General features: G+C 61.1%; 26 protein-coding genes, 1 tRNA gene and 1 pseudogene. 15 read left to right on the forward strand and 13 right to left on the reverse strand.

The annotated features are described in order from the left end of the window. Window positions 1-227: 227 nt before the first annotated feature. Together C0Z16_RS00090 and C0Z16_RS00095 are read left to right on the forward strand one after the other, a co-directional pair. Window positions 228-650 (forward strand): hypothetical protein, encoded by a 423-nt coding sequence (locus tag C0Z16_RS00090; protein ID WP_102630217.1) that lies wholly within the window; start codon window positions 228-230, stop codon window positions 648-650. 254 nt (window positions 651-904) lie between these two features. Beyond that, window positions 905-979 (forward strand) — tRNA-Arg (locus C0Z16_RS00095). A 57-nt stretch (window positions 980-1,036) separates the two neighbouring features. On the opposite strand, the pseudogene C0Z16_RS00100 reads toward C0Z16_RS00095, so the two are convergent. The 4 genes and pseudogenes from C0Z16_RS00100 to C0Z16_RS00120 form a co-directional block, all read right to left on the reverse strand. Then, window positions 1,037-1,463, reverse strand: a pseudogene (locus C0Z16_RS00100) (YoaK family protein); the annotation flags it as partial. A gap of 20 nt (window positions 1,464-1,483) precedes the next feature. Next, the gene (locus tag C0Z16_RS00105) at window positions 1,484-2,188 is read right to left on the reverse strand and encodes a glutathione binding-like protein (protein ID WP_102630218.1); all 705 of its coding nucleotides are present in this window, start codon (window positions 2,186-2,188) and stop codon (window positions 1,484-1,486) included. Between the two features lie 171 nt (window positions 2,189-2,359). Further along, a complete protein-coding gene (locus C0Z16_RS00110) occupies window positions 2,360-2,581 on the reverse strand; it encodes a hypothetical protein (RefSeq protein ID WP_102630219.1) in 222 nt (73 codons plus the stop codon). Window positions 2,582-2,816: 235 nt separating this feature from the next. Next, a complete protein-coding gene (locus tag C0Z16_RS00120; protein WP_102630221.1) occupies window positions 2,817-3,008 on the reverse strand; it encodes a CsbD family protein in 192 nt (63 codons plus the stop codon). Window positions 3,009-3,187: 179 nt separating this feature from the next. On the opposite strand from C0Z16_RS00120, the gene C0Z16_RS00125 reads away from it, so the two are divergent. After that, window positions 3,188-3,514 carry a hypothetical protein gene (locus tag C0Z16_RS00125; RefSeq protein ID WP_102630222.1) on the forward strand — a complete coding sequence of 109 codons (327 nt, stop codon included), beginning with the start codon at window positions 3,188-3,190 and terminating at the stop codon, window positions 3,512-3,514. Window positions 3,515-3,844: 330 nt separating this feature from the next. Then, window positions 3,845-5,119: a DNA (cytosine-5-)-methyltransferase gene (dcm, locus tag C0Z16_RS00130; RefSeq protein WP_102630223.1), complete on the forward strand. Its 1,275-nt coding sequence runs from the start codon at window positions 3,845-3,847 to the stop codon at window positions 5,117-5,119. A gap of 56 nt (window positions 5,120-5,175) precedes the next feature. Here the strand turns inward: dcm and C0Z16_RS00135 are convergent, their stop codons facing one another. Beyond that, a complete protein-coding gene (locus tag C0Z16_RS00135) occupies window positions 5,176-5,871 on the reverse strand; it encodes an alpha/beta hydrolase (RefSeq protein ID WP_102630224.1) in 696 nt (231 codons plus the stop codon). Between the two features lie 150 nt (window positions 5,872-6,021). Then, window positions 6,022-6,948, reverse strand: coding sequence for a LysR substrate-binding domain-containing protein (locus C0Z16_RS00140; protein ID WP_102630225.1), 927 nt, complete (start codon window positions 6,946-6,948; stop codon window positions 6,022-6,024). A gap of 195 nt (window positions 6,949-7,143) precedes the next feature. On the opposite strand from C0Z16_RS00140, the gene C0Z16_RS00145 reads away from it, so the two are divergent. From C0Z16_RS00145 to C0Z16_RS00170, 6 genes are all read left to right on the forward strand, one after another. Continuing rightward, a complete protein-coding gene (locus C0Z16_RS00145) occupies window positions 7,144-8,466 on the forward strand; it encodes a hypothetical protein (RefSeq protein WP_175130604.1) in 1,323 nt (440 codons plus the stop codon). Between the two features lie 73 nt (window positions 8,467-8,539). After that, window positions 8,540-9,475 (forward strand): glutamate/aspartate ABC transporter substrate-binding protein, encoded by a 936-nt coding sequence (locus C0Z16_RS00150; protein WP_102630226.1) that lies wholly within the window; start codon window positions 8,540-8,542, stop codon window positions 9,473-9,475. 65 nt (window positions 9,476-9,540) lie between these two features. Next, on the forward strand, window positions 9,541-10,278 hold the full coding sequence (locus tag C0Z16_RS00155; protein WP_102630227.1) for an amino acid ABC transporter permease: 738 nt from the start codon (window positions 9,541-9,543) through the stop codon (window positions 10,276-10,278). A 1-nt stretch (window position 10,279) separates the two neighbouring features. Further along, window positions 10,280-10,978, forward strand: coding sequence for an ABC transporter permease subunit (locus C0Z16_RS00160; protein ID WP_102630228.1), 699 nt, complete (start codon window positions 10,280-10,282; stop codon window positions 10,976-10,978). A gap of 15 nt (window positions 10,979-10,993) precedes the next feature. Then, window positions 10,994-11,884 carry a LysR family transcriptional regulator gene (locus tag C0Z16_RS00165; protein ID WP_102630229.1) on the forward strand — a complete coding sequence of 297 codons (891 nt, stop codon included), beginning with the start codon at window positions 10,994-10,996 and terminating at the stop codon, window positions 11,882-11,884. 170 nt (window positions 11,885-12,054) lie between these two features. Beyond that, window positions 12,055-13,005 carry a LysR family transcriptional regulator gene (locus C0Z16_RS00170; RefSeq protein WP_102630230.1) on the forward strand — a complete coding sequence of 317 codons (951 nt, stop codon included), beginning with the start codon at window positions 12,055-12,057 and terminating at the stop codon, window positions 13,003-13,005. A gap of 117 nt (window positions 13,006-13,122) precedes the next feature. Here the strand turns inward: C0Z16_RS00170 and C0Z16_RS00175 are convergent, their stop codons facing one another. Then, on the reverse strand, window positions 13,123-13,698 hold the full coding sequence (locus tag C0Z16_RS00175) for a hypothetical protein (protein ID WP_244201118.1): 576 nt from the start codon (window positions 13,696-13,698) through the stop codon (window positions 13,123-13,125). A 452-nt stretch (window positions 13,699-14,150) separates the two neighbouring features. On the opposite strand from C0Z16_RS00175, the gene C0Z16_RS00180 reads away from it, so the two are divergent. From C0Z16_RS00180 to C0Z16_RS00200, 4 genes are all read left to right on the forward strand, one after another. Beyond that, a complete protein-coding gene (locus C0Z16_RS00180) occupies window positions 14,151-14,414 on the forward strand; it encodes a hypothetical protein (RefSeq protein ID WP_102630232.1) in 264 nt (87 codons plus the stop codon). Between the two features lie 796 nt (window positions 14,415-15,210). Next, the gene (locus C0Z16_RS00190; protein WP_102630233.1) at window positions 15,211-15,657 is read left to right on the forward strand and encodes a very short patch repair endonuclease; all 447 of its coding nucleotides are present in this window, start codon (window positions 15,211-15,213) and stop codon (window positions 15,655-15,657) included. 161 nt (window positions 15,658-15,818) lie between these two features. Beyond that, on the forward strand, window positions 15,819-16,322 hold the full coding sequence (locus C0Z16_RS00195; protein ID WP_102630234.1) for a YbhB/YbcL family Raf kinase inhibitor-like protein: 504 nt from the start codon (window positions 15,819-15,821) through the stop codon (window positions 16,320-16,322). Window positions 16,323-16,459: 137 nt separating this feature from the next. Continuing rightward, window positions 16,460-17,917 (forward strand): MFS transporter, encoded by a 1,458-nt coding sequence (locus C0Z16_RS00200; protein ID WP_102630235.1) that lies wholly within the window; start codon window positions 16,460-16,462, stop codon window positions 17,915-17,917. A 129-nt stretch (window positions 17,918-18,046) separates the two neighbouring features. On the opposite strand, the gene otsA is transcribed toward C0Z16_RS00200, so the two are convergent. The 6 genes from otsA to C0Z16_RS00230 all read right to left on the reverse strand — a co-directional run bounded on the left by otsA (window position 18,047) and on the right by C0Z16_RS00230 (window position 22,822). Continuing rightward, window positions 18,047-19,474 (reverse strand): alpha,alpha-trehalose-phosphate synthase (UDP-forming), encoded by a 1,428-nt coding sequence (gene otsA / locus C0Z16_RS00205; RefSeq protein WP_102630236.1) that lies wholly within the window; start codon window positions 19,472-19,474, stop codon window positions 18,047-18,049. 225 nt (window positions 19,475-19,699) lie between these two features. Further along, on the reverse strand, window positions 19,700-19,951 hold the full coding sequence (locus tag C0Z16_RS00210; RefSeq protein ID WP_102630237.1) for a hypothetical protein: 252 nt from the start codon (window positions 19,949-19,951) through the stop codon (window positions 19,700-19,702). 155 nt (window positions 19,952-20,106) lie between these two features. Further along, window positions 20,107-20,334, reverse strand: a complete 228-nt coding sequence (locus C0Z16_RS00215; RefSeq protein WP_102630238.1) for a hypothetical protein — start codon at window positions 20,332-20,334, stop codon at window positions 20,107-20,109. A 90-nt stretch (window positions 20,335-20,424) separates the two neighbouring features. Beyond that, window positions 20,425-21,825 carry a sigma-54-dependent transcriptional regulator gene (locus C0Z16_RS00220; RefSeq protein WP_102630239.1) on the reverse strand — a complete coding sequence of 467 codons (1,401 nt, stop codon included), beginning with the start codon at window positions 21,823-21,825 and terminating at the stop codon, window positions 20,425-20,427. 297 nt (window positions 21,826-22,122) lie between these two features. After that, window positions 22,123-22,389, reverse strand: a complete 267-nt coding sequence (locus tag C0Z16_RS00225; protein ID WP_102630240.1) for a hypothetical protein — start codon at window positions 22,387-22,389, stop codon at window positions 22,123-22,125. A 115-nt stretch (window positions 22,390-22,504) separates the two neighbouring features. Then, on the reverse strand, window positions 22,505-22,822 hold the full coding sequence (locus C0Z16_RS00230) for a DUF883 family protein (RefSeq protein ID WP_102630241.1): 318 nt from the start codon (window positions 22,820-22,822) through the stop codon (window positions 22,505-22,507). Window positions 22,823-23,130: 308 nt separating this feature from the next. Between C0Z16_RS00230 and C0Z16_RS00235 the strand changes: the two genes are divergently transcribed. Next, window positions 23,131-24,189, forward strand: a complete 1,059-nt coding sequence (locus C0Z16_RS00235; RefSeq protein WP_102630242.1) for a sigma-54 interaction domain-containing protein — start codon at window positions 23,131-23,133, stop codon at window positions 24,187-24,189. Window positions 24,190-24,274 lie beyond the last annotated feature (85 nt).

Genomic DNA, 24,274 nt, shown 5'->3' on the forward strand with positions numbered 1-24,274 from the left:
TCCTTTTCAAGTTCCCTTCCTTCCGGTTTCGCACCGCGCATGGGCATACGCCATGTGCCGGTTTGCCTATGTGGCGCACACCGCAGAGGTGGCGGACCGTTCGTGTTTGAGCGCACATCCCGATGCACGTCGCCTGCGTAAAACGTAGACCCATGGCGACGCATCGACGCGGATACCGGTCCGTGGGTGTCTCCATAAAAAAACGATAAACGAACGGGGATAACAACATGTCAACAACATGGAGACACGGCATTTGCGTTGCACTGATGCTGGCAGCGAGCACCGCCGCATATGCTGACGTGGACTGCGGCGGCGGCCGGGGCGGATTCCGGATGCAAACATCGGACGGCTGGTTTCAGAGTGACAAGGCGAAGCACTTCGCCGCCTCGGCGCCGTTCGGCGCGCTGGGCGCCTATCTCGCCCGCGACACCGCGCATCCGGTGATCTACGGCACGCTGATCGGCACGATACCGGGTCTGATCAAGGAAGGCATCGACGGTACCTGTCGAAGCAGCGGCTTTTCGTACAAGGATCTGGTCGCGGACGCCGCCGGCGCGCTCACGGGCGCGTTGCTTGGGAACTGGGCTATTACTTATAGCCGCGGTAGTCGGGGGCAGAGTGTGGGGATTGCTTATTCAGGGCGGTTTTGAGGGGTCGGCAGGGGTGATGTGTGGGAGATTGGGCCGGTGGGAGTTGGCGTTTGCCGGGTTTTACGGCGTTGCGCCGGTGACCGGCGGTTCGTCTCTTGCCTTTACACATGGGGCTTCGACGGCAGCGTTCGTTTCGAACGTTTTTGCTATACTCTTGCCCTCGCTCGCGTAGCTGAATACGCGAGCGGCTGCGGCGGAATTTTGGCGCAGTCATCGCAGATCAGGGGTCCGGTCCGCCCCGCTAAAGCTATCCTCTCCCTGTAGTTCAATGGATAGAACAAGTGCCTCCTAAGCGCTAGATGCAGGTTCGATTCCTGCCAGGGGGACCAACCAGCTTCCCGTCTTCCACGAAGCTTGCCGAAAAAAATCGCTGGCGAAATACGCCTCTAACGGCGCTCGCCTCGCATATCGTCGATCAGCGGTACAGCCGCCAGTATGAGCAGAACGATTGCGAGCGGCACCGTCGATACAAAGCCCAGTTTCTTGAAACCGATCGCGCCAGCCACGCCGCCGGCGACGAACGAAAGAAGCAGCGATCCAAGCAAAACAAGTTTTTCCCGATCCGCCTGGACGATGTCTTCGCCTGCAACCGGCCGCGTATTCCTGTTCCAATAGAACATCTTGCCGGGCTCGATTCCGACGTCCGTTACCAGACCGGTCACGTGAGTGCTGCGAATTTCCGCGCGCGATATCTTTGTGATCATCGCGTTCTGTAGCCCCATCACAAAGCAGAGCATGCAAACGGTCGTGGGCACAAACAGCACGCGATGATTGTTCGAGGCTTGAGCCGACAAGTCCAAAACAAAGCAGAAGAACCGTGCCGCAGTCCCGCCCTACCCCCGCTTCGGACTATCAAGCCCCCGAACCACCGCGGGACGCGCGACGAACGCCGCGAGCGCGCGCGTCACATTCGGAAAGTCCTCGATCCCCACCAGTTCCCCGGCCTCATAAAACCCGATCAGATTGCGCACCCATGGAAACGTCGCGATATCGGCGATCGAATACTTATCGCCGAGAATCCATTCGCGTCCTTCGAGCCGCTGCTCCAGTACGCCGAGCAGCCGTTTCGATTCGGCGACGTAGCGATCGCGAGGACGCTTGTCTTCGTACTCCTTGCCGGCGAATTTGTGGAAAAAGCCGACCTGGCCGAACATCGGGCCAATGCCGCCCATCTGGAACATTACCCACTGGATCGCTTCGTAGCGGCCGGCGGCGTCCTGCGGAATCAACTGGCCGGTCTTTTCCGCGAGGTAGATCAGGATCGCGCCGGATTCGAACAGCGGCAGCGGTTTGCCGTCAGGACCATTCGGATCGATGATCGCCGGAATCTTGTTGTTCGGACTGAGCGACAGAAATTCCGGCGTCAGCTGATCGTTCGTGTCGAAGCGCACCAGATGCGGCTCATATGGCAAGCCGGTTTCCTCGAGCATGATCGAGACCTTCACGCCGTTCGGCGTGGGCAGCGAATACAGCTGAATCCGGTCAGGATGCCCGGCAGGCCATTTCTTCGTGATGGGAAATGCAGACAGATCTGTCATGTGATGGTGTAGCCCCGTGGGTGTAGCCCTGTGCGGAATGGCGGATGGAATCGCATCGAGAGCCGCGAATCAGCCGGAGCCGGCGTCGCTGGCCCCAATGCGGACCGCCAAATATAAACCGAGTCGGCGCAACGCGTGCGGGCGCCGACACATCCGCGCGTCAGTCGTGGCTCACCACAAATCCTTCGTCGCGGTGCCAGCGCGCACGTTATAGCCTTCGCGCCACAGGGCAGCGCCGACCGTCAACAGCAACGTCCTGTGCTCGCCGTCGAGCTGCTCCCACGTCGACGCCAGCCAGCCCGCGAAATTCGCGCAAGTCTCTTCGAGATCGACGGGCGCTTTGCCCTCCAGGTACTGCCGTTCAAACATCGAAAGCATTTTTGCCGGTGTCATTGGCGCGGTCTCCATGTTGGATGTATTCAGTCTAAAGGTGCCGCTCCGCGCGCGGCACCTTCGACGCGCCGAACCCCGGGTTACTCCCAGGCGCCGCGGCGCTTGCACCGCGAATCGAACCGGACACCGGGAGGTCGGCGTGGTTCACCGCACCCGCGCCCGAACCGGCCTGGAACCGCACTGCAAACCAGAAAAGGCGCCGAAGCGCCTTTCCTTGAAACCGCATCAAGCCAGGTTACGGCGTATTGCGCTTGGCATCGTCCTTTGCGTCTTCTTTCGCGTCGCCATAGCCTTTCTGCACCTTGCCCGCGCCCTGCTGGAGATCGCCCTTCAGTTCCTTGCCAGGGTTATCGGTCGCCTTTCCCACGGCTTCGTTGACCTTCCCCTTCACCTGCTCGCCCACACCTTTGACCTGGTCCTTGTTCATGTTCGGCTCCGCTTATCTGGAATGCCGGCGCGACATTGCGCCAGTAATCGGATCGAGCAACGGTCATGCCCGCCATTTCGACGACTAGTTCACGCGACGGAACCCGCGGCGCCAAATTTTTTCCATGAAAAGCCTAAAGTTCCCCTTCAGCCTGCCGTAATAGCTGCCATGGAGGAGCCATGGACCGTAAACCCATCAACCTGTCGACATCATCGAAAGCTGCTTTCATCGACGGCGACATCACGCACATCGCCCGCGCGATGCGGCTGTCGTTGCAAGGCGATCTGGCCGGACCCATCCTGCCTGCGACCTACTGGCGCGAGCGTCTGTGGAAGCTGCTCGACAACAGCAGCCTGACGCATCCGCAACTGTGCGCGGTGGACAGTCTCCTGCTGCAGCTCGATCAGTTCGAGGCGCAGCCGCCGCTCGCGTGGGATGAACTCGCGCCCGCCACCGCCGCGCTTTTTCCGCCGACGCACGAGGCGGGCGCCGCGCATCGCGCGTAGCACGCCGTTCATCGCGGCGGGCGGTTAGCGGCCCTTAGGAGGGGTCCTAATGGCAAAAACTGGCGCGAAGTGACACCGAGCGGCACCAAGCCTCAATCCGCGCTCTGCCCTCATCGACATTGCCCCAAAAAACGGCCGCGAACCCTGTCGCGGCCTCAACACGTCGCAACGCAGGGACTTCGCGTCACACTGCAAGCGTACACATCCAACTGTGACAGGCGCATTTCGTCGCGAGCGGCTGCGACGCGACTATCGCGCCCCAAAATTCCTGGACAGGCGGTTATCGAACGGTCAAAATGTCCGCCAAAATTCCCAGCGAGAAAAAGCGACATGACAATGGCCCTCAGGCACGACCTGCTACTGCAAGCGTTGCAGGTTTACAGCCAAGGCGAAATCGCGGCACGCTGCGGAAAAAACGTCAGAACCATTCGCCGCTGGAAAACCGATCAGAGTTGCCCCCGAATTGCCGAAGCGGCCTTGCGTGAGATGCTGCAGGCGAAGGCCCGCAAGACGCTCGTCGGACGCCAGGCCGACTTCCGTTTCATCGACCTCTTTGCGGGCATCGGCGGCATTCGCCGCGGTTTCGAAGCGCACGGCGGACAGTGCGTGTTCACGAGCGAATGGAACGAGTTCTCCAAGAAGACCTACCAGCAAAATCATCAGGACGCCGATGACGCGCACGAGTTCGTCGGCGACATCGTTTCCTTTGCGGAAGATACCGTTCCGCCGCATGACGTCCTGCTCGCCGGCTTTCCCTGTCAGCCCTTCAGTATTGCGGGCGTGAGCAAGAAGAATTCGCTGGGCCGTCCGCATGGCTTCGAATGCACGACACAAGGCACGCTCTTTTACGACGTCGCGCGCATCATCGCCGCCAAGCGCCCGATTGCGTTCCTGCTCGAGAACGTCAAGAACCTGCTGTCGCACGATAAAGGCAACACCTTCAGGACCATTCTCGAAGTGCTGCGCGATGAACTCAAATACGACGTTCACTACAAGGTGATCGACGGGCAGCACTTCACGCCGCAGCATCGTGAGCGAATCGTCATTGTCGGTTTCCGGGAGAAAACCGGGTTTTCGTTCGATGATCTGCGCTCGCCCGAAAAAGGGCCGCGGCTGGCGTCGATCCTGCACAAGACCGACGGCACGGAGCCGGTGCTGCCGCACGACGGCGAGCGTTTCTTCGACCCTGTTCGTCGAAAGGTGCAGCCCAAGTACACGCTCACACCGAAGCTGTGGGCGTATCTGCAGGCGTACGCCGAGAAACATCGCGCCGCCGGAAATGGCTTCGGTTTCGGACTGGTTACGCCCGGGAGTGTCACGCGCACGCTCTCGGCGCGGTATCACAAGGACGGCTCGGAGATACTTCTGGCGCAAGGCAAAGGCGAGCGGCCGCGCCGCTTGACGCCCCGTGAATGCGCGCGCCTGATGGGTTTTCCCGACAACTTCGTGATTCCCGTAAGCGATACCCAGGCGTATCGCCAGTTCGGCAACAGCGTGGTGGTGCCGGTTATGCAGGAAGTGGCGCGCATCATGACGCCGCATATAAAAGCGCTGCTCGCGGAAGATGGTGAACCTCCGCGAGCAAAAATACTCTTACGCGCGTAATCATTAGAGTAACGAAGTTCCGGCGGGCAACGGCTTGCGCCAAGCTGTAGCGAGGATCAGCTCGCCGACGCGGTTGCCGCCTCATGAATTAGCGCCGCGACCTCCGCTGGGCGCGAAGCGAGCGACGCATGGCTTGCAGTCAGAGTAACAACCTTCCTGGCATTGAGCCGGGCAGACATCGTCTTCTGATTTTCTGGGTTAATCATCCTGTCTTCACTGGAGATCTGGTACCAGCATGGCTTATCGGCCCAGGCAGGAGAAGTAATTGGGTCTCCGAACGTTGTGGCGAGCGGCGCCTTCTGCGTCACCGCCATCACGAGCGCCTCATCAGGGCTCAGGTCCTGACAGAAGCTTTCATGGAACTTCCCGGCCTTAAGCCAAAGATAGCCGTCGCTGTCAGGCTCGAGATTGGGCGCCGCGTCCGGGAGATGCTGCTGCGTGATACCGCCGGGGCTCTCCCCCTTATCTGGAGCGAACGCCGCAATGTACACGAGCCCGATCACATTCGGCTGATTGCCTGCCTCCGTGATGACCGCACCTCCGTACGAATGTCCGACCAACAGAACCGGTCCGTTCAACTGCGCGATCATCTTGCGGGTACGTTCGACGTCATCCGCGAGGGATGTCAACGGCAATTCCACAGCGCGAATGGACTCGTGCCCCAGACGCGCCAGCTCGACGATGACCTTGCTCCAATGCGCGGCACCGCCCCAAAATCCATGCACCAGCAAAATTGTCGGCTGATTGCTCATTGCAGGACTCCTATTCTTTAAAAGGATTTTCCGTGGCTCACCGCAGCGTCGATCAGCCTGCGGCTTGCGCAACCGCGCTCCAACCGCTATAGCGAAAGAGACCGCGATCGCTATCATCCTAGGTGCAATAAGACGGAACAGCCAGAAAGATTATTGCTGCGGAGATACTTCAACCGCGGACGGACCGATTGCGTCCAGCTGTGACCGGAGAACCTCGATGAAATGGCGCGCCAATAACGAGGGCGCGGTGTGCGCGGGCATCGCCATGCGCACGGGCACATGGATCGTGGGTTCAAATGACTTCACCAGCAACTGCCCGGTAAAGGTACTCGCCACATACGGATTGACGATTCCGACGCCATTGCCCGCGCTCACCAGCGCACAGATCGTGATGGACGACGTGGTTTGAATCGCAAAGTCCGCCGGCATGTGGTGCGCATCCAGCACGGCCTTGATCGCGATGGTCAAGTCGTCCATTTCTCCGAGCGAGAGCAGACGCTCGTCGTGCAAAGCCTCCACGTGGACCGTGGACGCTGCTTCCAGCCGATGGCCGAATGGCAACACGCAGACAGCCGGCAGCGTCTTGATGATCTCCGTCTCGAAGTCCAGTTCATTGAGCTTGCCGGTGGTCAATATCAGGTCGAACAGATCCTGTCGCAGCAGATCGGTCAACTGCGGTGTGCCCGCCGTCTGCACGTTCAGATACGTTTGCGGGAAGCGGTTGCGGAACTCGCGAATGACATGCGGCAGCAGACCGATGCCGAGCGTGGGCGTGCAGCCGATTCGCAACGCCCCTGTGCCGGACTTACGCAGGATGGACACCACCGACTCGATGTTCTCCAAACCATTCAAGTGCTTCTGGACGGTCTTGTATAGCAGTTGGCCTTCGCTCGTAGGGCGCAGCCTCCCGTGGTGCATCTCGAACAGTTTCAGGCCCGTGAAGCTCTGCAGTTCCGCGAGGCGCCGGCTAATGGACGGCTGGGTCGTGTTCAGCACTGCCGCCGCGCCAGTTGTCGTGCCCATTTGCATGACGGCGCGAAACGCCTGGATCTGTTGAAAATTCAGTGGCCGGGTCATGGCGGCAAGTCCGTTCGGTATAAGCCAGAGAAGCACGACAAAGGAACGCGTTGTTGCGCGCGACTATATCAAACCTGAATAGCCATACCGCCACAATGAATTATCCTGCATTGGGGCGGAACGATATGCTTCAGTCATTGCTCGCGACGGCATCCCGCCGGCGCTGCCGTCGGCTCAAACAGAACCCGCCCGCTCATGACTGTTTCGTCCAGTTGCACCCTTCGCCGCCCAGCTCCGGCCGCGCGAACCATCAGCCGCCCGTGCCCCGTCCGCCGTCTAGGCTCACGCGAACAGCATCATTTCTTCGGCTACTACAACAAGACTGCCTGGGACCGAACTGGCCGCCGTGTGCTCGGCAACCACGTCGCGATGATGGATGCACGCCTTACGCCGGAATTGAAGGTGAATGTCGGCTACTTTGATCTTCAGGATAGCCAAACGTTCCGCGCCCTCGACACAACCACCGCATGGAACTGGCAAATGGGTTGCCAGTTGCAGTGGCTCGACGGCGAACCCGGCCGCAAGCTCATCTACAACACGCGCAGCGGCGACATGTCTGCGCGTTATCCCGGTTTCGGCTCGACCATCCTCGACGTCGACAGCGGCGCAAAAACGGCGCTTCCCATGCCGGTCTATGTCACTGCCCCCGATAGCCGCTACGCCCTTTGCGTCGACTACCGGCGCCTTTATGCGACGCACGAGACGATAGGTTATAGCGAGCACGGCGGCCCGTTCCCGTTGCCGCTCGCACCGGCGGACGACGGCATCAACCGCATGGACCTCGCCACCGGCGAAGTCACGCTGGTCGTGAGCTATGACGATCTGCGCAATTTCCAGCGCAAGGCGTCGATGGAGCGCGCCATCCACTGGGTGAGCCACATCGAGATCAATCCCGCGTCTTCGCGTGTGCTGTTTCTGCACCGCTGGACAGAGCGCACCGAAGACGAAACCTGCTTCCTGCACCGGCTCATCACAATGTACCCCGACGGGTCCGGCATGCGCCTGCTCGAATGCTCGGACCATCCGCTGCCGCAGCTAGCCGATGATTTCGATCCGTCCGCAGTCGGCACGTTCGATTACGAGAAGTCCGAATATCAGATCTCGCATCCGCTTTGGCAAGACGATTCGCACATCGTCGTCTGGGCTCCTCGCGCCGGCAGCATCCACTATCACCTGTATGAAGACCGCGATGACGGCCGCGTCGAGGCGATTGGCCGGGACGTGCTTACCGAGAACGGGCATATGAGCTTTTCGCCGGTCGATGCACGCTGGCTGTTGTCGGACACGTATCCCGACACGCGGACGAACACGCGCGCCCTTTTCCTGTACGACATGCAGGATGGCGTGCGCTATGACATCGGCGAATTCTATACACCGGCTGCGCTGAAAAAGGAGAACCGCTGCGATCTGCACCCTCGCTGGCGTCGCGACGGCCTTGCGGTGTGTATCGATTCCGTGCACGAGGGCGCGCGCCAGATGTATGTGATCGACGTCTCGACTATTACGGGTGCGCGCTGACGTTGGCGGCGCAATCCTTTCGCGGGGCCGGCCTTCGGGAAACCACAGAAAAACGCATCTTGTGGAGACAATCATGAAACAGCTGCATTCTTTACGATGCGCCACCACCCGCTCGGGGCTGATCGCCGCGGCCACGCTTATGGCCTTCGCTACGCTCGATGGCGCGAGCGCAGCGGAGCCCGAACTCACAGGCACGCTTCTCAAGGTGCGCGACGAACATGTGATCACCATCGGCTATCGCGACGCGTCGATACCATTCTCCTACTACGACGCGGACCAGAAGCCAATCGGCTATTCGATCGACGTGGCGAACCTGATCGTTGAACGCATCAAGGCGAACCTGAAGCTTGCGGACCTGAAGGTGCGCGCCATTCCGATCACCTCACAGAACCGCATCTCGCTGCTCCAGAACGGCACGATCGATTTCGAATGCACGAGCACGACGAACAATGCCGAACGTGCACAGCAGGTGTCATTCTCGAACAGCTTCTTTGTGATCGGCACGCGCCTGCTCGTCAACAGAAAGTCGGGCATCAAGGACTTCGCCGACCTCAAAGGCAAGACCGTGGTTGTCGGCGCGGGCACGACATCGGAGAAGATTCTGCGCCGGATGAACGTCGAGAAGTCGATGGGCATGGACGTCATCAGCGCGAAGGATCACACGGAATCGTTCCTCATGCTTTCGACCGGACGTGCAAAAGCGATGATGATGGACGATGCGCTGCTCGCCGGTGAACGCGCAAAAGCGCGCAATCCGGGCGACTACGAAATCGTCGGCACACCGCAGACCTACGAGGCTTATGGCTGCATGCTGCGCAGAAACGACGCACAGATGAAAGCGGCGATGGACGCCGCAATCGCCGACGCGCAGAAGTCCGGCGTCGCCGCGAAAATCTATCGGCGCTGGTTCCAGCAGCCGATCCCACCCAAGCACGTCAATCTCCATTTGCCGCTGTCGCCACGCATGGAGGCGCTGTTCGCCAATCCCGGCGATAAGCCGACATCCTGAGCAGCATTCCACCGGCATGCCATGCGTTGACACGCGTGCCGCGGCGCGCAGCCTAAAGGAATCTCATGGATTACAGATGGCACTGGGGCGTGCTTCTGCAGCCCGTTGCGACAGGCGAGCCCGCCATTTATGTCGATTGGCTGCTTTCAGGCCTCGCCAATACCGTCGAGCTGACGCTCTTCGCCTTCGCGCTTGCACTGGTGATCGGCACTGCCTTCGGCGTCATGCGCACCTTGCCTAACCGTATCGCAAACGCGGCGGGTACCGCCTATGTTTCGATTTTCCGCGGCGTACCGTTGATCGTGCAGTTTTTCATCTGGTTCTTCGTGGTACCGGAGCTATTGCCCACCGCAATGGGAGATTGGCTCAAGAGCCTGCCATCCCATCCGCAGTTTCTTATCGCGTCGGTGCTTTCGCTGGGCGTCTACACGGGCTCGCGAATCTGCGAGCAAGTGCGGGCAGGCATCCGGGCACGCCCACCAGGACAGATGCATGCGGCGTTCGCACTGGGCCTCACACGTGCACAGGCCTATCGCTATGTGCTGCTCCCGGTCACCTTTCGCACCATCTTAAGTCCGCTGACATCGGAGTTCCTGGTCATCTCGAAGAACTCGGCCGTCGCCTCCACCATCGGTCTGCTCGAACTGTCGGGGCAGGCGCGGCAACTCGTCGACTACACGGCGCAGCCGTATGAGTCGTTCATCTGCGTAACGCTTTCATATATGGCGCTGAACTTCGTGATTCTGCACGGCATGGGCTGGATTCGCCGCCGAACGGCTTTGCCGGGCATGATTGGAGACTGAAATGTTCGAGATGGATTGGCAAGCGCTCGTCGACTCGAGAGGCGTCCTGCTTTCAGGTATGCGAATCACATTGGAAATCACTGTTGTCGCGATTCTCTGCGGTCTCGCGTGGGGTACGGTGCTCGCGGTGTTCAGCTTGTCACCACATCGCGCACTGCGCCTCTTTACACAGGGATATGTGTCGCTGTTCCGATCGATTCCGCTCGTGATGCTGCTGCTGTGGTTCTTCCTGATTGTGCCGCAGTTGCTCAAGACGCTTTTCAATCTTCCTTCGACCGTCGACCTCCGGCTCATCTCTGCACTGACCGCCTACTCGCTGCTCGAGGCGGCATTCTTCTGCGAGATCATTCGCGCGGGCATCGCGAGTCTGCCACGCGGGCAGCTTCAGGCCGGATACGCGCTCGGCATGACATCCGCCCAGACGCTGCGCTACGTGATCCTGCCGCAAGCATTCCGCGCAATGGTGCCGCTTGGCCTTACGCAATGCATCGTCATTTTCCAGGACACCTCGCTCGTATATGTCATCGCTCTCGGCGATTTCTTTCGACGCGTGACGGCCATCGGCGAGCGCGACGGCACCATCGTCCCGATGCTGCTCGTTGCCGGCGCGGCTTACTGGGCAGTCACCAGCACGCTGATCGCGATCACCCATTGGGTTCGAACGAGGCTGGCAACGTCTCGCATTGAATACCTGGTGTAACCCGAAGCGCGCAAGATGACGACCAGCGCAAGCCACGACATGCAACTGCGCATGTTCGTCGCCGTTGCGAAATCCAATTCGCTGCGCATGGCGGCGGAAAGTGTCGGGATCACGCAACCGGCCTTGAGCAAACATATTCAGGCGCTCGAACTGAAACTGGGCCGCCGGTTATTCAGGCGGCATGGGCGCGGAATGCAGCTTACGGCCGACGGCGAAGCGCTATTCCGAACAATCGAACCACTCTTCGATGCGCTTGACGAGTCCGTCTCGCATGCTTCGGCGCATGGCTCCGGCTGGGGGCTTCCGCTGCGCATCGCCACTGTGCAGACGTTGGTTGGACATTTCGTGCCGAGCCTCAGCAAAGAACTGCTGGCAATCTATCCGCAGACGCGCCTGTCGCTGCAATGCGATAGTTCTAGCCATGTTGTGGAAATGGTCTTGCGCGGCATGGCCGACCTTGGACTGACCTATTCGACCGACGTCAACGCCGCCGAACTCCAAAGCGTGGACCTGCACGACGAGCGCCTCGCGCTCTACCACAGCAAACGATCCAACTTCAGCCGCGAAGCAATGGCGACCTTATCGCAGTTGAACCTGATTCTGCCGCCGCGTCATTTCGGTGTGCGCCGTTATGTGGAACGCGTGCTGGGTTGTGCCATCCAGCCGTTTATCGAATGCGACTCGCTCGAGCTTTCATTGCGATTGGCGTCTATTAGCGGCGGTATTGCGATACTGCCCGAACATGTCCCGGATGACCTGATAGAGAGCTGTGAGTTAACCCGCGTGATTCTGGCGGATATTGCGCCGCGCCGGCTCGTCGCATTCTGGCGAATTCAGAGCAGGAAGTCAGTCGTACTCGATACCGCGATTGAAATCGCACTGCGGACATCCGCCGCGAAGCGATAACGCCAGGTTAATTCAGAGTTATTTCTGGGACCATGGCCCCGTGTTGCGGCGACGCTCATAATTGCACGGCGTTGGAGAAAGCCACTGGTAAGCAACGTTATCAGAATACGCGCGATTGACAAGACGGCATTCACAAGCAGAAACACATACCTTGGAACGGTGGGGATACGATGAAAAATCATCAGCTTCGCGCGCTTGTCGCCATTGCAGACGCCGGTAGCGTCCGCGGCGCAGCACGGACATTGGGCCTGTCACCGTCAGCGATTACGCAGGCGCTAAAAGATCTCGAAGAGTGTTTGAATGCGCCTTTGATAAAGCGCGCATCGTCAGGGGCGACGTTGACTGAATTTGGCAACACCCTGCTTACCCATGCGAGACTTATCGTGTCGCAAGTGGAGCGCGCTCACGGTGCGCTCAATGAGATGCGAGGTGAACCGGGCGGCAAACTCTCGGTCGCCATTACGCCATGGATAGCGTTGTGCTTTCTCTCTGAAGTCTTCACGCAATTTCGAAAGAGAATGCCAAACGTCCAACTCGAGATTTTCGAAGGCTTTCTGTCGGTCGCGAATCCGCGTTTGCGCGATGGAAGCGCCGAAGTTTTCGTGGGTCGTCAGGCGCCCGATATCTCGAGCCCTGAATTCAATTTCCGTCCGCTTTTTTCTTCCGGCCTCACTGCTGTTGCGAGGCAGGGGCACCCGCTGGCGGAGTCGCGCTCGCTTGCCGACTTGATCGATGCGGACTGGCTCGTATCGCTCGATTCGGATATGGAATGCCGGCTCTTTAAGAAAATGTTCTATCGCAATGGGTTGCCGGAGCCACGTAACGTTCATTTCACTCACTCGTTGACGGTAGCTGCGTCGGTACTACAAAGAACCGACGCGGTCAGTATTTTTCCGTGGCCTCTGGCTGAACTTTGCGTGGCGCGCTATAAGTTCTGCGCGTTTCCCGTACGAGAAGAACTCGCCGATAGTTCCATTGGAATCGTCTCGCGCAGCGGACATCCGCTAAGTGCAGCGGCGAACTGCCTGATTGAGATACTCCTCGAGACCATCCGCAACAGCGACAAGACAGGCACGGCAGAAGCCAGACGAGCGCTGCAATCAACAGAGTTGCTGTTTTAAACGGGCCGGTTTCATGCAGCGAATAAACGCGCTGCATGTGGCCCAATCACTTGGCATGCGCTGCGGTCGAACATTGCGCCACGCCAGCAGGTGCGTGTGAGCGAGTTATCGCCATGACTAGCGGATGCGTTTCCCATCGCGAGTGATCACGAGAGCCGTTTCGGCGCGATAGCTCGCACGCACGCTGTCGCCCACTGCAATCTTATCCAACGGCACGTCCGGTGCAATTTGCAACAGCACGCTGCGCACCGGTCCGCGCAATACGATCTGGCGCTTCTTTCGATCGAGGCTCTGTACCGTTGCGACAACCTCGACGTCGCGAAGTTTGACCGATGCGCCGTTGGTTATCGGCGTGGTCGCCTCGCCTTCGACTCGTGAACGGACGCCTTTCGTATCCACCTTCTCTGCGGACAACAGCAATGCACCTTTATATTCGACATGAACTTCGTCTCCTACTTTTAGCAGCCTCACATCGCCAACTTCAGGATCCACATCGACGACGACCGTCTCTCCGCGAGATCCTTGAACCGTGATGCGACTTGTCTGCGGGTCGACATTGACGATGCGGCTGGTGAGCCGGGCGACAACTTCCGCGCCCGGCGCGCTCGCGGATGCCGGCGCGCGAACCTCCTGGGCATGACCGGTTGGCGAATGACCCAGCAATATCGTTCCGGCAAAGGCGAGGTGCAGCATAGTCGACGATCGCAGCGTAAATGCACGCATATCTGGCTCCCTGTTCGTGTCTGGTTAATGTGGGCGGCAGCCCTTACCGCACCGCCGGGGATTTGAAGGAATCAGTCCCCCGATCAGTGCCAGGAGCGAACGTATCGCAAGCCGATAACGCTTGTGAAGAAACGGAATCCTGAACGCGTTAATTACCTGCGAACAGTCGCGGGAAATGCATGTGGCCTGCTTATGACATCTGCCGCGCGGCTGCGATTTTATTCACGATGGTTTCCGACGAGCGGCGTTCGGTTTTGCTTTACGCGTACGCCATTCGCGTTCTTCCAGCGCAGTGTTGCTTGCGTTAACTTTTGAACACGTTGCAACGAGTAACGAATCCCCGATCCGCCACAGTTCAAGGTCAAGGTGGCGGACTTTTGCGGCCGCTTAGCGCGGCCGTTTTTTTCTGAGCAGGAAAGTCCATGAAAAAAATCTTCTCTACCTTGTTGTTCTGCGCGGCGACAGCGTCATCCGCATGTTGGGCACAGACGGACGCAGCTTCGTCTGCTTCGGGCGATCAGATCGTCCAGATGCATCAGCGGATTTCCGCAGCCAATCGCACCTATGACGCGAAGGTTGCCGCCGCGAAGCGAGTCTACCTACGGCAGAAAGCAGCCGCAGCGAAAGAGCGCGACGCGTCGGTTGCCGCTGCACGCGATGGTGTTCCGTCGGCCGAAAACCAGTGAACGATTGCCCAGGCGCGGCCGGCCAAAGACATGTTCCGGCCCGCGATGCGAGGGCGAATCCGCACTGACAAAAAAGAGGAAGAGGCGTCGAACATGAAAGCGGATCACACTCAGCGAGCATCGTCGTGCAATGAGGAGGCGGGCGCTGTGGAGCGCGCTGCCGTCGCTTCGGATAGCGAGGCTGCAACACGCAAAAGACTCAGCATCGCGAACATCGACGCTCTGATGACACCGGGGGTGCGGTACACATGCGGCGCGCGCGCAAAGCAATTGAACAGCAATACACGACAGGTTCGGGCCTCGCTGAGCCAGCTCGTGGACACCGGCGTGATCCGTCACGTACAGGAAGCTCGCACTGGCATCTACTGGGTTCCGACAAATGAAGAGAAGCACCAGTTGGAGCAGACACGCCGTGAACGCAGGAAGCCTCTTACTCACACGCTCGAAGGTTACGACTCGGAGCTCCGCAGAATACAAGCTCTTTGCATGCTGATACGTAGGTCCTGACGGCAGGCAGGAGAATTGCCCGGCACGCCACGAGCGCCGGGCAGACAACCTTGCGTAAACTGGCGAATGTTGGCATCAGCCGGCTCGCTTGCGCGCAATTGCGGTTAATGCCGCCGATGCCACGAAATGGCGCGCATCGGGCTCCCGCGTAGGCAGTCGCTGCTTACCGGGAACCTATGGCACGATGATCCCAAAGAAGTCCCTTCTCTCCTCGCCCGAGCATCGCGGTCGCGCAGCCTTGCTGCAGCCCGGCGCATCACGCAAAAAAAGGTGCAAGAATTCGCTAGAAATGGTCGATATCGTCGATAGTGCGACGCGCAGCCGGATGATGTCCGGCATTCGCGGCCGCAACACCAGGCCCGAAGTGCTGATCCGCAGCCTGCTGCATCGGCAGGGCTTTCGCTTTCGTCTCGATGCGCGAGATCTGCCTGGACGCCCGGACATCGTGCTGCCCCGCTATCGCGCCGTCGTGCTCGTGCACGGCTGTTTCTGGCACGGCCACGACTGCCATCTTTTCAAATGGCCGCAGACACGCCCCGAATTCTGGCGCGAAAAGATCGGCCGCAACCGCAGCAACGACGACAAGGTCCGCGCCGCGTTGCTCGCTAACGGCTGGCGCGTCGCCGTGGTGTGGGAATGCGCGTTGCGCGGCGCCAATCGCGATATCGAGGGCGTGCTGACGCGGCTCGTCGAATGGTTGAAGAGCGACGCGCCGAGCTTCGAAGAGCGCGCCTGAAAGCCTCCTGAAGCCACCGCCGCGCGAGCGAATCGCAAGCTCACGGTGATACACTCGACTGGCTAATCCGAAGCGCGTCGGCGCGTCGAGCGTAACACCGGCGCAACACTGAAACCGCCCGCTTTGGCCAGGCGAAAACCCACCAAGAAGGGAGGCACACTATGGCTGATTTCCGTCTCTGGTCCGACGATTTCCCCACCAACGGCTTCATGCCGAAAGCGCACGAATACGACGACAAAGCCTTCGGCGTGGATGGCGAAAACATCTCGCCCGCGCTGCAATGGGAAGGCGCGCCGGCCGATACCCAAAGCTTCGCGCTGACCGTCCACGATCCCGACGCTCCCACCGGCAGCGGCTTCTGGCACTGGGTGGTGGTGAACATTCCGGCCGATGCGCGTTCGCTGCCGCGCAATGCCGGCAAGGCCGACGGCTCGCTGCTGCCGCAAGGCGCGCTGCAGGTGCGCAACGATTACGGCACGCTCGGCTTCGGCGGTGCGGCGCCGCCGCGCGGCGACAAGACGCATCGCTACATCTTTCGCCTGCATGCGCTAAGGGTTCCGCATCTGCCGATCAACGCAGAGACCACCAACGCGGTCGCGCGCTTCATGACGCATATGAACGAGATCGACTCCACCACGCATACCGGGCTTTACGAGCTCAAGTAACGCCGAACATGCGATGCCGCGTCGCTTGAGCGGCGCGGGCATTGTGGCGGCTCGCGCTGGCCGTTTCCGCAACGGCGGCCAATACCCGCGGCTCGCCGTACGATCGGCGGGCCGTCCAAGGCAAAATCGAATAATCGATGCACGCACAACCACCGCGCAGTAGCGACGCCGTGCCGGCCGACGCCGCCGACACACTTGCTTCCGACAGCGCTCCCGCCCACAACGCAGAACACGGCCTGCCGGCACCGCAACGCTATTGGGCGATGCTGGTCATCGCGCTCGCCCTCACGTTGGCCGTGCTCGACAGCGCCATCGCCAATGTCGCCCTGCCGACCATCGCCCGGAATCTGCATGCGAGCGCGGCCGGCTCCATCTGGGTCGTCAACGCGTATCAGCTTGCCATCACGATTTCGCTGCTGCCGCTCGCGTCGCTTGGCGACCGCATCGGCTACCGGCGCATTTATCTGGCGGGGCTGATCCTGTTTACGGTGGCATCGTTCGGTTGCGCGCTGTCCACGTCGCTGCCGACGCTCGCCATCGCTCGCGTGGTCCAGGGCTTCGGCGCGGCGGGCGTAATGAGCGTGAACACTGCGCTCGTTCGCATGATCTATCCGCCGACGCAACTAGGGCGCGGCGTCGCGATCAACGCGATGGTGGTCGCCGTGTCGTCGGCGGTGGGACCCACGGTGGCCTCGGGCGTGCTCGCCGTCGCTTCGTGGCCGTGGCTGTTCGCGATCAATGTGCCGATCGGCATCGCGGCGATCGTCGGCGGCTTCAAGGCGCTGCCGATGAACCGCGGCCACGATTCGCCATACGACCTGTTGAGCGCGGTGATGAACGCGTTCGTCTTCGGGCTGCTGATTTTCGCCGTCGACGGTCTCGGCCACGGCGAACGGCTCGGCTACGTCGTCGTGGAAGTGATCGGCGCCGTGGTGATCGGCTATTTCTTCGTGCGCCGTCAATTGAGCCGGCCGGCGCCCCTGCTGCCCATCGACTTGCTGAGGATTCCAATCTTCGCGCTGTCGATCGGAACCTCGGTCTGTTCGTTCTGCGCGCAGATGCTCGCTTTCGTCTCACTGCCCTTCATGTTGCAGGACAGGCTGGGTTTTTCGCAGGTGGACACCGGCCTATTGATGACACCGTGGCCGGCGATCATCATCATCGCGGCGCCGATTGCCGGCGTGCTGTCGGACAAGGTGTCGTCGGGTTGGCTCGGCGGCGTCGGACTCGCCGCGATGACGGTGGGACTGCTGCTGCTCGCCACGCTCGGCGCCCATCCCGATCCTGTGGAAATCGCGTGGCGCATGGCCTTGTGCGGCGCGGGCTTCGGCATCTTCCAGTCGCCCAACAACCGCACGATGCTGTCAGCCGCGCCGCGCGAGCGCAGCGGCGGCGCGAGCGGCATGCTCGGCACCGCGCGCCTGACCGGGCAGACGCTCGGCGCGGCACTTGTCGCGCTGATCTTTGGGGTTGCGCCTCAGAGCGGGCCGGTCGTTGCGCTGTATGTGGCGGCGGGCTTTTCCGCGGTCGCCGCAGTGGTCAGCACGATGCGCGTGATGCCGCGGGTGGGCGCGCGGCCCGCGAGGCCGGGCTGACATTCGTGAATTCTCGAACGAAAGAAGGGCGCGCATCGCATCATGCGATCCGCGCCTCTTCTTTTTCCAACACCAGTCAGACGTGACGGACCCCGCGCGGCTCGGCGAGCCGCGCTGCCGTGGATCCGGCTACGACGATGCCGTCACGTCAGCGAGCTTTACCGCTTTGGCCGTCACGGAGGACGCCGTCGCCACGTTGCGCAGATCGCCGAGGAAGGTATCGCGCCACACGGACAGATTGTTTTCGCGCATCGGCGCCATCATGTCGGCGTGACGCGCCTGGCGTTCGGCGAGCGGCATCGAAAGCGCGCGCTCGAGAGCCTCGGCCATCTGCGAAAGATCGAACGGATTGACGACCAGCGCGCCCGGCAATTGCTCGGCCGCGCCGGCGAATTGCGACAGCACCAGCACGCCCGGATCGGCCGGGTCCTGCGACGCAACGTATTCCTTCGCCACCAGATTCATGCCGTCGCGCAGCGGCGTCACATAGCCGACCTGCGATTGACGGAACAGCGCCATCAGCAGATTGCGCTCGTATTTGCGGTTCAGGTATTGGATCGGCGTCCAGTCGAGCTGCGCGAAGCGGCCGTTGATGCGCCCCGCCTCGCCTTCCAGCGTCTGGCGAATCCGCTGATAGGTCTGCACGTCCGAGCGCGTCGGCGGTGCGATCTGCACCAGCGACACACGCCCATGCCAGCCCGGCGCATTCAGCAGCAATCGCTCGAACGCCTGAAAGCGTTCCACCAGGCCTTTCGAATAATCGAGACGGTCCACACTCATGATCAGCTTGCGGCCGCGCATGCCGTCACGCAGGCTGCGCACCGGCTTGCGGTCGGTGAACTGCTCGGCCGCCTTGGCGATCGCGTCCGGATAGATGCCGATCGGATAGGCGGCCACCTTGAGGAAGCGGTTATACGCGTGCACCATGCCGTCTTCGCTCGACATGCCGTGATGACCGCGCTCGATGAAGTCGACGAACGACTGGCGATCCGCCTCGGTCTGAAAGCCGATCACGTCGTAGCTGCACATGGCCTTGACCAGTTCCTCATGCGGCGGAATCGTCCGCAGTACTTCGGGCACCGGAAACGGAATATGCAGGAAGAAGCCGATCGGATTCTTCACGCCGAGATCGCGCAGGCAGCGCGCGAACGGCAGCAGATGATAGTCGTGGACCCAGATGATGTCGTCGGGCCTCAGCAGCTCCTTGAGCTGTTTCGCGAGCGTCGCATTGACGCGCTGATAGCCGGCGTACTCCTGCCGGTCGTAACGCGAGAGGTCATTGCGATAGTGGAACGTCGGCCATAGAGTCGCGTTCGAAAAGCCACGGTAATACTGGTCGTAGTCGCGTTTGGTCAGGCCGACCGTCGCGTAGGTCACGTTGCCTTGCTTCTCGATCAGCGGCGCGGACGGTTCGCTTACCGTCTCGCCGCTCCAGCCGAACCAGACCCCGCCGGTTTCCTTCAACGCATCCAGCACGCCGATCGCCAGGCCACCCGCTGCGGGCCGGCCTTCCTGGGTCGGCGCAACACGATTCGATACCACGATCAGTCTGCTCATTGGTGCTCCACCTAGTTCAGTTGTTTCGTTGCGTACGGACATGTGCCAGAAAGGGGCACGCAAATGCCGTGCCGCTTTGCCCGATGCCAGGAATAAAAATGTATGTAAATGTGACGAACGAGTGGAAACACGCAGCACCGGAGCACCGCGAAGAACTTCCTTCCGCTTTGTATGATGAAAACGGCGAACCTCGTGCTCGCCGGATGCGCGCAGATCCGAGCGACCTCACGCGTCCTGCTCGGAGCCAAGGTCACGCTGGTATTCGAGGCCCTCGGGGCGCACGCCGCCCTGGTTGTATTCCCCATCGGGTGGCGCATGGGGCGCCACGCGGTTCTGCGCGGACGGATCATGCGGGGTGGGAGCGGCGGGCGTGGCCGGCGCGTCGGGAGACAGCGGTGGCGGCCCGTTCTTGCTGGCAGCGGGACGGGCATCGCGCTTCGAATGGCGCGCCGAACGCCGCAGTGCTGGATGTCTCATGATCGATGCCTCCGAGCAAAGCCGCGCCGCCGTGCAAAGGCGGCATCAACATAGTCTAGGAACGACGACGACCAAGTGCCGGTAAAAGGTGCGTCGGATTTGTAACATGTACACAAATTTGCTACGCCTGCCTAGGGCGTAACGTGTAGGCCATGTCAGAGTTGCAGAGAGATTGGCGGACGCTGACTGGCTTGGGGAGTCTGAGTCGGCTGCGGCGGCGGATCGCCGATTGGCGGCTCAACCGGTTCGATTGGTTGAGGACTCGGATCGGGCACCGTGTCCGGCTCGCCAGGCGTCGGCGGCGCCGAGGGCGGCTCGATCGGCTCGGGACGATGGGCGTGCTTCCGAAGGGGCAGCGCGGGAGCGGCGGCGTATTCCGGCATGTCAGTGATCCTCGCTATGCATTCATTCAGAACGAAGCAAGGGCTGTGCCGTTGTACAAGCACTCCCGGCTAAAGCGCAGGCGGGCGGCGTTAAGCGTCCGCGCCGCCGAGCGCGCGTGATTCGTCGGCGGCGTCGCCGTCTTCGCGCGCGTCATTGCCGTATTCCACGAGGCGGTTGTAGAGCGTCTTAAGGCTGATGCCGAGAATTTCGGCGGCGCGCGTCTTCACTCCGCCACATTGCTCGAGCGTGGCCAGAATCAACTGACGGTCCGCTTCGGCGAGCGACGTGCCGAACGGAATCGTGATCGCCGTGCCGGCCGCGGGCTTTGACAACGTGATCTGCAACGGCACAGTGGCCGTGCTGTCTGAATCCGTGCCCGACATGATGTGCGCGCGCTGCACGTAGTTCTTCAACTCGCGCACATTGCCCGGCCATGGATACGACAGCAGCATTTCCTTCACGGCGGCGGGGAAATGCTTCCTGGTGCCGTGGCGCTCGTTGAGTTCGTCGAGGAACGCCTGAGCCAGCAATTCCACATCTTTGCCGCGGTCGCGCAGCGGCGGCAGGCTGATCGGAAATACATTCAGCCGATGGTACAAGTCGAGCCGCAGCTTGCCTTCGAGCACCGCCTGCTCGGGATCGCGGTTGGTCGCGGCGATGAGGCGCACGTCCGTCTCGATTTCCTTGGTGGTGCCTACTCGCATGAACATGCCGGTTTCGAGCACGCGCAGCAGCTTGACCTGCAGCTCGATCGGCATTTCGGTGATTTCGTCGAGGAACAGCGTGCCGCCGTTCGCGCGCTCGAAATAACCCTTGTGCTGACGGTCCGCGCCGGTGAACGAACCGCGTTCGTGGCCGAACATTTCCGACTCGATCAGGTTCGGCGAGATCGCGCCGCAGTTCACGGCGAGAAACGCGTGCTTGCGACGCAAACTGAGTTCGTGCAGCGTCTGGGCGGCGACTTCCTTGCCCGTGCCCGATTCGCCCACCAGCATCACCGAGGCCGCCGTCGGCGCGACGCGGCCGATCTGGTCGTAGACCTCCTGCATGGCCGGTGAATTGCCGAGCATCAAACCGAAGCGGCCCATGCGGCGCAATTCGCCGCGCAACGTGCCGATTTCCGCCTTCAGATCGCCAGCGCGCGGCAGGCGCGAAAGAATCGCTTTCACGCGCTGCATGTTGATCGGCTTCACCAGGTAGTCGGTGGCGCCCATTTTCAGCGCGTTCACCGCCGACTCGACTGTGGCGTGGCCGGTAATCACGATCACTTCCACGCCGGAGCGCGGATCGAGATCTTCGAACAGTTCGACCCCGCTGCCGTCCGGCAGCTTCAGATCGGTAAAGACAACGTCCGGCATTTGCCGGACCAGTTGAATGCGCGCTTCACGCAAATCGCCCGCGGTGGCGGTGGTCAAGCCGTCTTCCCCGATGATGGCGGAAAGCGCCTCGCGGGTACCTGCGTCGTCATCGACAATCAGTACATGTGGCATCGCGTCTCGAAAGCCTGCAAGCGTGGAAGGAGCAGCATGCGAGGGCGCACGCTGGAAAGCGGCGACGATCTCGCGCCGGCGGTGGGCGACTGCATCTCAATGTGAGCGCACGCCAACTTCCGCAAAGCGCTTGGCCATCGATTCCATTCAATATTGCAACAATACACGCGAAAACCGGGACGTGATCGGCACTATTGTTGTGTATTTACCTATTATAAGGCTTTAGCGACACAATTTAACAGTCCCGGCAGGACAGTGGGAGGACCGACTGCCTCGGCGCCCTGCGGGACAGCGGGTTCAGTGACTGTGCGGAAACGGCCACGCATCGGGATGCGCGGAGCCATTGGCGCCGTGCGCGCCCGAACTCGCGCTCGCCGCCGAAACGCTGCCGGACGGTGCGGACGACGGGGACGGTGTGGCAACGGCGCCGCCCTCGTCTTCCCAACGGCTCAAGTCACGCCCCGTCTGCGCCTGGGCGGCACGGTTGCGCTGCACGTAGCGCACCGCGAGAAAGCCGCCGAGTGCCATGAGCGCACCGAAGATGCCAATTTTGGGTCGAGCCATCGTGAACTCCTTGTAGTCGTGATTGGTGAAACGGAGAGACGTGCGGAGGGACGTGCGTTGCTGCCAGGACCGCCGGGACCGCCAGGACCGCCAGGACCGCTGATAAGCACCACGGTCAACGCGCAGTCAGTGCGCCCAGCACAAAGCCGACGCCGACTGCAATGGCAACCGAACTCCACGGGTTATGGCGCACGTAGCGTTCCGTGTTCACCGTCACCGAGCGGTAGCGCCGCTGTGCGTTTTCCTGCGCATCGCCAAGCGCGGATTGCAGCGTTTCCACATGCGTGCCCAATTTCTGGCGCAATGCGCCGACGCCCTCGCCCGGCACATTGGCGGCGAGCCGCAGCATTTCTTCTGAATCCTTGAGCAGCACTCGCAGATCCTCGACGATCTTCTGGCCGCCAAGTGCAAGCTGTTGCGTCGTGTCAGTCATCACTCACTCCTCATCCGGGTTCAGCGCTCGCGTGAGCCGCGGCATTCGCGGTCGAAGCGCACGCTGTCGGGTGCGAGCCGCAAAGCGCATGCCCGGTAACTTTTGTCATTGGTGATGCCGGAGCGGGTTCGCTCCTGGCACTTTCGACCGGCTCTTTACGCCACTTCCTCGATAGCTGTCACATAGATTGCAGGAAGCGCGGTCAAAGTGGTTAAATCGACCTTTGTGAGATGGGTCTTCCTGGCCGTCTCTTTCGCAGGCCTGCGCGCCGCAACAACGAACCTCAATTGCACAGGACTTCCCCGTTTATGGCGTCAATCGATCTGGACTCGCCCACTGTGTCCGCCGGCGGCAGCGCTTCCGCTCAGGCCAAGCAGCGCGTCGCGGACGGCGTCGCGGGACTGAAATCGTACGGCCTGCTGTACGGCTCGTCGCCGGTGATGCTGGATCTGTACGAGCAGATCGCCCGCGTCGCGAACACCGACGCGACCGCGCTGATCATCGGCGAATCGGGCACCGGCAAGGAGCTGATTGCCCGCACGATCCACGATCAAAGCAGCCGCAAGGAAGCGCCCTTCGTCGCCGTGAATTGCGGCGCGATTCCCGATGAACTTATCGAAGCCGAACTGTTCGGCCATGAGAAAGGCAGCTTCACGGGCGCGGTTCAAGGCCGCATTGGCTACTTCGAGCATGCGAACGGCGGCACGCTGTTTCTCGACGAAATCACGGAAATGGCGCCGGTGCGTCAAGTGAAACTGTTGCGCGCGCTCGAGACCGGTACGTTCTATCGCGTCGGTGGCAACGAATTGATCAGCGGCAATGTGCGTGTGATCGCGGCAACCAATCGCGACCCGGCGGTCGCCGTCAAGGAAAACGGTTTGCGCGAGGACCTCATGTACCGGCTCGCGGTATTTCCGTTGCGTGCGCCGCCGCTGCGCGAACGCGAGAACGATCGCGAACTGCTCGCGCAGCACTTTCTCGCACAGCTCAACCACCAGGAAGGCGCCAACAAGAGCTTCAGCAAACGGTCCATTGAAACGCTGCGCACGTGGTCGTGGCCGGGCAACGTCCGCGAGCTGAAGAACGCGGTGTACCGTGCGTTCATCCTCGCGGAAAAAACAGTCGAGTTGCCGCATCCGCATCTCGCGTCGAAGGTAAAACGGCCCGTCACGCAAGGCGACGCAATGAGCGTGTGGATCGGCACGCCGCTCGCGGACGCGCAAAAGCAGATCATTCTCGGCACGCTGAAGTATTGCGGCGGCGACAAACGGCGCGCGGCGAAAGCGCTCGGCGTCAGTCTGAAAACGCTATACAACCGCCTGAGCGCGTATGGCGACGAAGGCGCGGAAGAAGATACCGAACAATAGCGACGCGTCTCTCAAGGTTTCCGGTTCAATCAGTTCGCACCACCAATCAAACCGGGCTGCTGTCCAGCAGAAACCGGTTTGACGC

Origin of the sequence: Paraburkholderia rhynchosiae (assembly GCF_002879865.1) — a bacterium.
Taxonomy (GTDB): Bacteria; Pseudomonadota; Gammaproteobacteria; order Burkholderiales; family Burkholderiaceae; genus Paraburkholderia; species Paraburkholderia rhynchosiae.